Source organism: Kribbella sp. HUAS MG21 (assembly GCF_040254265.1).
GTDB lineage: Bacteria > Actinomycetota > Actinomycetes > Propionibacteriales > Kribbellaceae > Kribbella.
Map to the genome: position 1 here is coordinate 5392662 of NZ_CP158165.1, position 10972 is coordinate 5403633.

General features: G+C 68.6%; 8 protein-coding genes. 2 read left to right on the top strand and 6 right to left on the bottom strand.

Annotation, left to right across the window (positions count from 1 at the left end):
* Window positions 1-14 precede the first annotated feature (14 nt).
* A complete protein-coding gene (gene pgm, locus ABN611_RS26310) occupies window positions 15-1637 on the top strand; it encodes a phosphoglucomutase (alpha-D-glucose-1,6-bisphosphate-dependent) (RefSeq protein ID WP_350274906.1) in 1623 nt (540 codons plus the stop codon).
* Here the strand turns inward: pgm and ABN611_RS26315 are convergent.
* Together ABN611_RS26315 and ABN611_RS26320 are read right to left on the bottom strand one after the other, a co-directional pair.
* Window positions 1634-2008, bottom strand: coding sequence for a DUF3037 domain-containing protein (locus ABN611_RS26315; protein WP_350274907.1), 375 nt, complete (start codon window positions 2006-2008; stop codon window positions 1634-1636). The genes pgm and ABN611_RS26315 overlap by 4 nt on opposite strands.
* Window positions 2005-2742: a HipA family kinase gene (locus ABN611_RS26320; RefSeq protein ID WP_350274908.1), complete on the bottom strand. Its 738-nt coding sequence runs from the start codon at window positions 2740-2742 to the stop codon at window positions 2005-2007. Before ABN611_RS26320 ends, ABN611_RS26315 begins: the two co-directional genes overlap by 4 nt.
* A 33-nt stretch (window positions 2743-2775) precedes the next feature.
* Here ABN611_RS26320 and ABN611_RS26325 point away from each other — a divergent pair, with 33 nt between their 5' ends.
* Entirely contained in the window at window positions 2776-3840 is a 1065-nt protein-coding gene (locus ABN611_RS26325) for a glutamate--cysteine ligase (RefSeq protein ID WP_350274909.1), read from the top strand.
* Here the strand turns inward: ABN611_RS26325 and ABN611_RS26330 are convergent.
* From ABN611_RS26330 to ABN611_RS26345, 4 genes are all read right to left on the bottom strand, one after another.
* A complete protein-coding gene (locus ABN611_RS26330) occupies window positions 3837-5615 on the bottom strand; it encodes a glycerophosphodiester phosphodiesterase family protein (protein ID WP_350274910.1) in 1779 nt (592 codons plus the stop codon). The two genes, ABN611_RS26325 and ABN611_RS26330, sit on opposite strands and share 4 nt — an antisense overlap.
* A gap of 577 nt (window positions 5616-6192) precedes the next feature.
* Window positions 6193-6915 carry a hypothetical protein gene (locus ABN611_RS26335; RefSeq protein ID WP_350274911.1) on the bottom strand — a complete coding sequence of 241 codons (723 nt, stop codon included), beginning with the start codon at window positions 6913-6915 and terminating at the stop codon, window positions 6193-6195.
* Between the two features lie 45 nt (window positions 6916-6960).
* Window positions 6961-9618, bottom strand: a complete 2658-nt coding sequence (locus ABN611_RS26340) for an FtsX-like permease family protein (RefSeq protein ID WP_350274912.1) — start codon at window positions 9616-9618, stop codon at window positions 6961-6963.
* Window positions 9615-10355, bottom strand: coding sequence for an ABC transporter ATP-binding protein (locus tag ABN611_RS26345; RefSeq protein ID WP_350281684.1), 741 nt, complete (start codon window positions 10353-10355; stop codon window positions 9615-9617). The genes ABN611_RS26340 and ABN611_RS26345 overlap by 4 nt, the downstream gene beginning before the upstream one ends.
* Window positions 10356-10972 lie beyond the last annotated feature (617 nt).

Here is a 10972-nt window from a genome sequence, read left to right on the forward strand (position 1 = left end):
GGTTGCATGTGGTCATGCACCCACGCGCAGGCCAGCCGGCACAACCCGAGGACCTCGTCGACGTCGACGCCATGCTGACGGCGTACGGCGACCTCACCCCCGACGTGGAGAATCCGGCCCAGAAGGTGGTCTTCGGTACGTCGGGCCATCGCGGATCGAGTCTCGACGGCGCCTTCAACGAGGCGCACATCCTGGCGATCACCCAGGCCGTCTGCGAGTACCGGGCCGGCCAGGGTACGACGGGACCGCTGCTCGTCGGCCGCGACAGCCACGGCCTGTCGGAGCCGGCCTGGCGCACGGTGCTGGAGGTGCTGGCGGGCAACGACGTACAGACGCTCGTCGACAGCGGTGACCGGTTGACGCCGACCCCGGCGGTGTCGCACGCGATCCTGCGGCTGAACCGGGGCGCGGGCGCCGACGCGGACGGCATCGTCATCACGCCGTCGCACAACCCGCCGCGGGACGGCGGCATCAAGTACAACCCGCCGCACGGCGGACCGGCCGACTCCGACGCGACCAGCTGGATCGCGAACCGGGCCAACGAGCTGATCGCGGGCGGCAACCGGGAGGTCCGCCGCAAGCCGTTCGAGCAGGCGCGTCAGCACGCGGGGGACTACGACTTCGTCGGGCACTACGTCGACGACCTGCCGTCCGTCGTGGACCTGGACGCGATCCGCGACGCGGGCGTGAAGATCGGCGCGGACCCGCTCGGCGGCGCGAGCGTGGACTACTGGGCCGCGATCGCCGAACGCCACGGGCTGGACCTGACCGTGGTGAACCCGCGGATCGACCCGGCCTGGTCGTTCATGACGCTCGACCACGACGGCAAGATCCGGATGGACTGCTCCTCGCCGTACGCGATGGCCTCGCTGGTCGCGCAGCGCGACAAGTACGACGTGGCGACCGGGAACGACGCCGACGCGGACCGGCACGGCATCGTCACGCCGGACGCCGGGCTGATGAACCCGAACCACTACCTGGCCGTGGCGATCTCCTACCTGTTCAGCAACCGCGAATGGGGCCCGGACGTCGCGGTCGGCAAGACGCTGGTGTCGTCGTCGCTGATCGACCGCGTGGTCGCGGACCTCGGGCGCCGGCTGTGGGAGGTGCCTGTCGGCTTCAAGTGGTTCGTCCCCGGTCTGGTGGACGGCTCCGTCGGCTTCGGTGGTGAGGAGTCCGCCGGCGCGAGCTTCCTGCGGTACGACGGCAGCGTGTGGACAACGGACAAGGACGGGATCCTGCTGGCGTTGCTGGCGAGTGAGATCACCGCAGTGACGGGTGAGACGCCGTCTCAGGCTCACGCGAAGCTGGTCGAGCGGTTCGGCGCATCGGCGTACTCACGGGTCGACGCACCCGCCACCCGGGAGCAGAAGGCGAAGCTGTCGGCGCTGTCCGCCGACGCGGTCACCGCGACCGAGTTGGCCGGTGAGCCGATCGTGGCTCGGTTGACGCACGCCCCCGGCAACGGTGCGGCGATCGGCGGGCTGAAGGTCACCACCGAGTCGGCGTGGTTCGCCGCGCGTCCGTCCGGGACCGAGGACCTCTACAAGATCTACGGCGAGTCGTTCAAGGGCGCCGAGCACCTGGAGCAGGTCTTCACCGAGGCCCGCGACGTGGTGTCGAAGGCCCTCGGCTAACGCACGAACGCGTCGAGCAGCCGCTCCAGCTCCGCGGCGGGGTCCTCCGTGATCCCGCTGTGGATCGGCCCGGGGTGGACGACCGTACTGCGGGGCGCGGCGAGCCACCGGAACCGCTCGCCGATCTTCGTGGCCGCTGCCGGCCCACCCTGGGGATCGCCCGCGCAGATGGCCCGCACCTGGTCCAGCGACGCGCACACCACGTCGACGTCCACAGCCGGGTCCAGGGCGCGGAGGCGCTCCGGCTGCACGTCCCAGGCGGCACCGAGGTAGTCCAGGGCCTGGCAGTAGAGCACCGCGCCGACGTTGATGAACTCGCCCCGCTGGATGCGCGGCGCGGCGCGCAGGATGACGTAGTCGAACGGCTTCATCGCGCACCTCCCGGCTGCCATGCGGACCGGTTCTCGAGCCGGGCCAGCAGGTGACCTGTGTACCGCTCGCGATCACCCTCCTCGATCCACTCCGACGGCACCAGTCCGACCACTTCCGTGAGCAGTTCAGGCGTGATCGCCGCAGCCAGTTCGGCGTCGACCTTCGCGACGCCGGGCGCGGCTACCGAGAACACGTGGTCGTTGGCGTCGTACGGCAGGCTCGCGAACTTCTCCGCCGGCATCCACGAGTGGTGGAAGTACAGCGCGGCACCGTGGTCGATCAGCCACAGGTTCTTGTGCCAGACCAGCATGTTCGTGTTCCGCCAGGAGCGGTCCACGTTCGCCACGAACGCGTCCAGCCAGAGGATGCGGGCCATGGCGTCGTCACCGGGGTTCCCGGCCGATCCGTCGTACCCGAAGGATCCCGGGAGGAAGTCGACGGCCAGGTTGAGGCCGGCGCTGCGGATCAGCAGCTCCTGGATCTCGAAGTCCGGCTCCGACTTGCCGATCGCCGGGTCGAGCTCGATCAGCTTCAGTTCCGGCACCCGCAGGCCGAGGCGCCGGAACAGCTCGCCGACGATCACCTCCGCCACCAGCGCCTTCGGGCCCTGCCCGGCGCCGTGGAACTTGATCACGTACGTGCCGAGGTCGTTGCCCTCGACAACGCCGGGCAACGATCCGCCCTCCCGGAGCGGCAGCACGTACCGGGTCGCGGTGACTACAGGCAGACTCACGCGGGAGAGCCTAACCGGTTGGTAACGGGGTACATGTCGAGGGTGAAGCTACCTCCCTTCGGAGTAGAGGAAGAACTACTCCTGGTGTCCGCGACGGGGGACCCACTCCCGCGGAGCAAAGCCGTGCTCAGAGACGTCGGGAAGCTGGACGTCGCACTCGAGCTGACCAGGGCGATGGTGGAGATCAACACTCCCGTCTGCACGTCCGCCAACGAGCTACATGAGCACCTGGTGCACATGCGGTCCCAGCTGGCCATCGCCGCGGCGGAAGAGGACGCGCGGCTGCTGGCGATCGCAGTACCGCCTCATGGCCGGGCGGCGCAGTCCATCACCAAGAAGCCGCGGTACCAACAGCTGGTGCGTGAGTGGGGTCTGCTGGCGCGGGAGCAAGGTGTGTGCGGCTGCCACGTGCATGTCGAGGTGCCGGACAAGGAGACCGCTACCAAGGTCAGCAACCACTTGAGGCCGTGGCTGCCGGTGCTGCTCGCGATCAGTGCCAACTCACCGATCTACCTCGGCCAGGACACCGGGTTCGCCAGCTGGCGGTGGCTGATGACGACACGGTGGCCTTGCGCCGGTCCGCCGCCGTACCTGGAGTCGCTGGAGCACTACGAGGCGCTGGTGGCGATGCACATGGCGGCGGGCACCCTGATGGACGAGCAGATGGTCTACTGGGACATCCGGCCTTCGTCACACCTGCCGACGATCGAGGTGCGGGTGAGCGACATTCCACTCACTACGGACGACACGGTGCTGATCGCGACACTGGTCCGCGCAGTGGTGGTCACCGCGCTAGAGGAGGGCACCAAGGGGCCGACGCTGGAGCCGGAGGTACTGCGGGCCGCACTCTGGCTGGCCGCGCGGAACGGGCTGACGGCGCGTGGCCTGGATGTGCTGAGCGGGGACAGCCTGCCGATGCCAGAGGTGGTACGGCGGCTGCAGCGACACGTCGAACCGGCGCTGCAGGTACTAGGTGCGTCGGAGCTCGTGGCTGAGGGGATAGCGCGGGTGCTGCGGGAGGGGAACGGTGCGATCAAGCAGCGGAAGGCCCTCCGTGAGGGCGACGACTTTGTCGCCCTCACGGAGGTCAAGCCCTAGCTGCGGAGGAAGTCTTCCAATCCGTGCAGGTCGTCGGTGTTGATGTAGTCGACGTTCGCCGCGACCAGCTCGCGCCACAGGGCCTCACGGGCAGCGCCGGGCACGTCCGGGGTGGCCCAGAAGCGGACCTTGTAGCCGGCCTGGTGTGCGGTCACCACGATGTCGTGCAGCTTGGCCTTCTCGGCCTCGGGCATCGGGCCGACACCCTGCCAGGTGAACACCTTCGTCCAGTTGTCGCTGACCAGCGGCATCAAGGACGCCGGCATCCGGGACTGCAGGTCGGCGAGGCGTCCGTCGTACCCGGCGTAGCGGACCTTCTGGGCCTTCATGACGTCCTGCGGGCGGTTGCCGCTGATGACCGGCGTCACCGCGCCCTCGAACACGCGGCCGTCGACGAACACTGTGGTGATCCCGCGGTACTTCGCCAGCGCCTTGTCGACGGCGGCGTACGTCGACGGGCCGTCGCTCTTGATGTCGATCAGGAGCTGGAAACCGTTGCCGTGCTTGTAGACCTGGCCGTGGTACTCCCGGACCCGATCGGCCAGCGGCTTCAGGTACAGGCTTTCGAGGGTGCGGCCGGGCTTGGTGTCGACCAGGTCGTGTGCAACGCGCAGCTCACCGTCGACCAGCCACACGTCGGCCTCGACACTGCTGAACCCGCGGTCGAGTGCGTCCTGCAACGGCCGCCGGTGCTCGTAATCGTTGTGCGCGTGCGCCGACGGCAGCGCGCGGACGGCCGGCGCGTCGTACGACTTGGGAAGCTTGAAGTCGTTGGCCCGGGCCACCTCGCGCAGGCGGTCCGGGTAATCGGTGATGATGCCGTCGACGCCCTTGTCGATCAGCGACTGCATAGTCGCGGGGTCGTCGACGGTCCACGGGACGACCTTCATCCCGGCGACGTGCGCCGACCTGACCATGTCGGCGGTGACGTACGGCCGGTACGTCGGATCGGTGATCTTCCCGTCCTGCGGGAAACCGTGCACCGGCGAGATCGCGGACGCGCCGAACGACTTGGTCGCCTTGACCAGGTCGCCGCCGAAGTCGTCGATGTCGATGCCGCCGAGCCACGGCGACTTGCCCGGTTTGCCGACCTGCAGGAAGTCGTAGTTCGTCAGCGCGACCAGCGGCAGCTTCGGCATCACCTCGCCCATCCGCATCAGCGCGCCCCAGTCGAAGCTCTGGATCGTCACCTGGCGGGCGATGTTCGCCTTGCGGACCTCGGCGGCGACCACCTGCACGAACTGCTCGCGCGGCGCGGTCTCACTCGGCGCCCCGGCCTCCACCTTGGTCTCGATGTTCAGCTTCACGCCGTACGCGTGGTAGCGGTGCACGAGCGCGAAGACGTCACGCAGCTCGGGCATCCGCGCGCCCGGGTCGGGCTGCTGCGTGGGGTAGTTCGGCAACGTCTGCGAACCGCAGTCGAGCTGCTTGACCTGCTTGAGCGTCAGCGTGTTGACGTACTTGCCGACGTACGGGAACTCCGGATCGCCCGCGGTGTACGGGGCCGTGTCGCGGCACTTCTTGGCGTCGACCTTGCGGTCGTGCGTGACGACGGCGTACCCGTCCTGGGTGATCTGGACGTCGAGCTCGAGCGTGCTGACACCGAGCTGCAGCGCGTGCGAGAACGACGCGATCGTGCTCTCCACGGTGAGCCCGAGCCCACCACGATGAGCCTGCACATCGAAGTCACCACGCCCGGCCGCAGCCGGAGCAGCCGGCAACAACAACCCGGCGATCAGCGCACCCGGGAGCAGCGCGCGAGGAAGGCGGCGCATGAGGGGTTTCCTTCCGAAGGGACAATGGGCGGACACAGCCAGAGGCTGTCTGCCACAGGCATACCCACGTCCTCACAAAGGTAGCCACCAAGCAGCCCACCGATGACCAACCGGTAGATAGGTCCCCCGCGCGCTACGCGGGCGCTTCCCTCGTCGCTCCGCTCCTCAGCGCACCCGCTACGCCCGCTCCCACCCACCCCCGGGCTTGGCGCCCGGACCTTCTGTTTCCGGCTTGCGCCGGGATCTGTCGGCTGCCGCCGACGAGTGGCGTGCTGCCGCCCGCGATCGACCGCCCGGCCCCGCGCGAGCACAGAATGAGCGAAAGCGCTGTGATACGGGCTGCAGGAACAGCTACGGCTCCGGGTCAACCTCGAAGTACGACCCGGCCCGCCGCCGAGATGTGATGCCGGGGCCGGCTGACGAAGAAGATCAAGCAGGGCACGGTATGAGCTGGAGCCGGTTGCCAAGGCGATCCAGCAGCCGCCACCATGCGACCCTGTCTGTGCCAGTCGCATCTTCTCCACTGTAGAAGGCTGGATCGACATCGCCGCGCCGATCCGGCATGGCTCGACCTGGTTCACGGTGTGGAGGTGATCCGGCGTACGGATCGGCTCTCCGCGATGATGTGGCAGTCTTTGAAGGCCTTGTCCAAGGTGCCTTCGGTACGCCGGGTCAGCGTGAGGTCGGCTGGGCAGGTCGTGGCCGGTGCGGCGCCGGGCGTCGGCGTCCGCGCGGCAGGCTGGATCGAGCCGGTGGAGATGCTGACCGACGTACGGCCGGGCTCCAGCTCCAGGCTGCCGGTCTGGATGCACTCGCCGGTCCAGGTGAGGACAGCGGGCAGCTGGGACGGCTCGGTGTCGACGCGGACCGGGATCGAGGCGCGACGCGAGTACGTCGTCCCGGCCAGGGGAGCGGTGAGCCGCACGCGTTCGGGCAATTTCACTGTGGACCGCGGTGCGGAGTCGTCGCCCTTCCCGCGGCTGAGGTCGAAGGTGATCTCGGTACCGGCGGCGACCACACCGTCCAGTCGACCGTCGTAGCCAGTGACCCCGGCGGAGCGGTGATGTCTGAGCGTGACGTCCTTGCCTCCGCCGGATGCCGCGACAGACTCGCCGTCGCCGAGCTCGACGAAGGTGAGTGTGCCGACGCGGTACGACGCACTCACCTTGGCAGCCTCGCCCGTCTCGGGCAAGGTGACGACGTAGTTGGCGGTGATCCCGCTGGTCCGGATGTCCTTCGACTCGACCGTCGAACAACCGGTGAGAGCGACTACGAGCCCAACCGCGGCGATTCGCTTCATAGCCGGCGAAGCTAGCAGCGCCGAGGGTTAAGGAACTGCGTGCAACTACTCGTACTGGAGTGCCTCGAGTGGGTTGAGTTTGGCCGCGCGGCGGGCCGGCCAGATCGCGGCGAAGATGCCGACGACGACCGCGACGACGGCGAAGATCACCACCTGGAAGACCGGCACGGTGAACGAGATCTCGTCCAGCCGGGCGGCCAGCAGCCAGGCGAGGAGCAGACCGAGGGCGATCCCGATCACCGCGCCGATCAGCGCGGTGATCACGCTCTCCTGGCGGATCATCCGTTTCACCTGTCCACGGGTCAGGCCGATCGCGCGCAGCATGCCCAGCTCCCGGGTGCGCTCGAAGACGGTCAGCACCAAGGTGTTGACGATGCCGAACAGGCTGACCAGCACCGACAGCGCCAGCAGGACGTAGAGCACGTTCAGCAGGCTCTTGATGCTGTCGGTCTGGGCCTTCTTGAACTGCTCGATGGTCACCGCCTTCGCGTTCGGGAACGTGCTCAGCGCGGCGCTCAGGGCAGCGGTGTTGTCCGGAGTCACACCGCCCCGCATGGTCAGGAAGGTGTAGATGTTCTGCGGCTGCGGAGTCACCGAGTCGAAGGTGGCCGTCGCGATGGTCACGTTGCCGAACGGCGACCCGCCGACCGGAGGCTTGAAGATGCCGCGCACCTGGAACGGCAGCACCTTGCCGGTCACGGATTGCAGGCTGATCGTCGAGCCCAGGACGAGTGCGTTCTGCTCGGCGTAGTCGGCGTCGACGATCGCGCCGTTCGGCTCCAGCTCGGACAGCGAGCCCTGGGAGCCGGCCTGCCAGTCGAACCTGAGCAGCTGCGGCGCGGTCCGGTCGATCGCCGTGATCGAGATGGTCTTGTCGAACGCCCTGGCCTGTCCGCCGCGGACGCTTGTCACCTCCTCGACGGCCGGTACCTTCGCTGCGGTCGCGGCGACGGCCGGCGGCAACGGGCTGAAGTTGTTCTGCGCGGTGATCGCGTAGTCCGAGCTGGAGATCCGGTCGACCGCGTCCTCGAACGGTTTGATCAGGCCGGCGCCCAGCGTTGCGACCAGAGTGACCAGCGCGAGGCCGATCATCAGCGCCGCCGCAGTCGACGCGGTCCGATGCGGATCACGCCGGCTGTTCTGGCCGCCGATCGCCACGGCCGGCCGGTCCGGGAGCACCGGCGGGAACTCGGGATGCCGCCCGAAAAGCTGGCGTACCGCCCACAACGGAACCAGCACGATCGGCCAGATCAGAGCGGTCAGTACGACGACCGACCACCGCGCTACGGGATCCGAGACAGCGGCCAACGGACGCACGAGCCGCGCGGAGAACGCGGCGATGCCGATGAACAGCAGCAGCACGCCCGCACCGAGAAGCGACAGCAGGGCGCTCGTCTTCAATCCGTCGGCGAACAGGCCGACGAGCACCGCGGCGACCCCTGCTGCGGCGAGCAGCGCGGCTCCGACGGGGCGGAAGCGGTGCAACCGTCCGGGGGCGAGCGTCGCACCCTCGCGGACCGCCGCGATCGGCGGCACGCGGGTCGCTCGCCACGCCGGGCGCAGGCTCGCCAGCGTCGTCACCACTACGCCGACGAAAAGCGCCACGACGATCGTCCTGGCCTCGAAGACCAGGCCGTTGTTGGGCAGCGTGAGACCGATCGCGTCGAACAGCTGGAACATCCCGGTCGCGACCGCGAGTCCTAGGAACAAGCCGACGGCGCTGGCGACGAGACCCGTGACCAGCGACTCCAGCACCACTGAGCCGAGCACCTGCCGGCGGGACGCGCCCAGCGTACGAAGCGTGGCGAACTCGCGGGTACGCTGGGCGATCGTGATCGCGAGCGAGTTCGCGATCACGAACGAGCCGACGAACAGTGCGATCGCGGCGAACACGAGCAGGAACGTCTTCAGGAAGTTCAGGAACTCGGTAGTACCGGCGGCGTCCTCGGCGGCCTGTTCGTCGGCGGTCCGTACCTGGGTCGCCTCGGGGAGCAGTCGGCGCACCGCGTCCACCAGTTGTTGCCGGTTCACTCCGCCCTTGGCCGCGATCAGGATCTGGTCGAGCTTGCCGGTCTTGCCGAACAGGCGCTGCGCGGTCTCCAGGTCGAACCCGGCCAGGGTCGCACCGCCGATCGACGACACCGAGCCGAACTCGACCAGACCGGTGATCCGCATCTGCTGGGCAGCGCTCCGGGCCTGAACGCCGACCGTGTCGCCGACCGCAAGTCCGTTCTTCGTCGCGGTCTGGGTGTCGACGACCACCTCGCCGGAGGCCGGCCAAGTGCCCGAGACCAGCGTGAGCGAGTTGAACTGCGGCAGCGTGGGATCCAGGCTGAAGCCGATGTTCGGCGCGCCGCCGGAGACGATGACCTTGCCGTCCTTGCCGATCAGCTGCGCTTCGCCGTTGACCGCGCCGGCGGCCGCGCCGACCTCGGGCAGCTCACGGACCTTCCGCAGCAGATCCGCCGGGAACGGCGGCGCCGTGACCGTCCCGTCCTCGGCCGCGTCGAACGCGGTCTTCCCGCTGATCACCGCGTCGGTGTTCTTGTAGTTCTCGGTGAAGACCGAGTCGAACGCGGAGGTGATCGAGTCGGTCAGGACGTAGGTGCCGGAGATCAGCGCCACGCCGAGGACGACGCCGATCGCGGTCAGCGTCGTACGAAGCTTGCGGGCCAGCAGCCCCTGAAGTGCGAACCGGATCACTGGAGATCCAGCGTGTCGATGATCTGCAGGATCTCGTGCTGACTGGACCGGCCGGTCTCCTTCACGATCTCGCCGTCCGCGAGGTAGAGGATCCGGTCGGCCATCGCAGCCGCCCGCGCGTCGTGCGTCACCATCACCAGCGTCTGTCCGTACTCTTCCACCGAAGACCGCATCAGCGACAGGATCTCGCCGCTCGTCCGGGAGTCGAGGTTGCCGGTCGGCTCGTCCGCGAACACCACGGTCGGGCGCGACACCAGGGCCCGCGCGATCGCGACCCGCTGCTGCTGACCGCCGGACAACTCGGCCGGCCGGTGGTCGAGGCGGTCGGCGAGCCCTACGCGTTCGACCAGATCGCCGAAGTACTGCGGATCCGGCTTCGCGCCGGCGATCGTCAGCGGCAGCACGATGTTGTCGCGGGCGGTGAGCATCGGCAGCAGATTGAAGAACTGGAAGATGAAGCCGATGTGCTTCCTACGCAGCCTGGTGAGCGCGTCGTCACCCAACGTCGTGATCTCGGTACCGGCGATGTGCACCGAGCCCGACGTCGGGCGGTCGAGCCCGGCGAGGATGTGCATCAGCGTCGACTTGCCCGAACCCGACGGTCCCATCACAGCAGTGAGCTGTCCGTTCTCGATCCGCACCCCCACGCCCCGCAGTGCCTCGACCGCGGTGCCGCCCTCGCCGTAGACGCGGACGAGATCCTGTGCCTGTACAACCTCGGATGTGGTCCCCACCATGCCGACCATCGCCCCTCCCGGCGATCCAGCGGCCCCCAGCCGGTTCGGTTATCACCTCCGAGTCTGAGCGCAATCGACACGTTCCGACAGGGGGTTCCCCCGGATCCACCCCTGACCGGCTCCGCCCGCCTCGTTGGTCGACCGGCGAGGCCGGGAAACTATTCGGCACCTGGTGACGATTAGTTTCCCCACCGCGCAACGGTCGGTGCGCGGTGGATCCACCACCCGACTGCGTTCGCCCTGAATACGGGACCGGATCAGCGTTACAGATTTTCGGCAATTTGCAGGTAGTTGCAGTTTTGTGGCTACGGCGGGTCATGCGGTGTTACGGTCCGTTCCGGCGCTGGTGGGGTCGGGGGACCCCAGGGTCCTGGTTCGGGTCGTCCACGCCCAGGGGGATCTCTCATGGCTGTGTCCAGGCTGTCTTCTCGTGCTCGCCGTCGCCGGGCTCGCATCGCGAGGTTCGCGGCGATCGGGCTTGCGTTGGCGGTGCCGTTGGCTGGTATCGGCCCAGCGCTGCCGGTCGCGCCGGCGGTAGCTGCGGGTACCCCGCCACCGGTGCCGCAGGCTGCGATGTCGGGCAAGGGAGAGGCGAAGGCTCCGGCGCAGCGGGTCGG

What these genes read in the sequence shown, in the direction of transcription:
- pgm (WP_350274906.1), top strand. Translation starts at nt 15, where the DNA reads ATGCACCCACGCGCAGGCCAGCCGGCACAACCCGAGGACCTCGTCGAC.
- ABN611_RS26345 (WP_350281684.1), bottom strand. Translation starts at nt 10,355, where the DNA reads ATGGTGGGGACCACATCCGAGGTTGTACAGGCACAGGATCTCGTCCGC.
- ABN611_RS26325 (WP_350274909.1), top strand. Translation starts at nt 2,776, where the DNA reads ATGTCGAGGGTGAAGCTACCTCCCTTCGGAGTAGAGGAAGAACTACTC.
- ABN611_RS26330 (WP_350274910.1), bottom strand. Translation starts at nt 5,615, where the DNA reads ATGCGCCGCCTTCCTCGCGCGCTGCTCCCGGGTGCGCTGATCGCCGGG.
- ABN611_RS26315 (WP_350274907.1), bottom strand. Translation starts at nt 2,008, where the DNA reads ATGAAGCCGTTCGACTACGTCATCCTGCGCGCCGCGCCGCGCATCCAG.
- ABN611_RS26335 (WP_350274911.1), bottom strand. Translation starts at nt 6,915, where the DNA reads ATGAAGCGAATCGCCGCGGTTGGGCTCGTAGTCGCTCTCACCGGTTGT.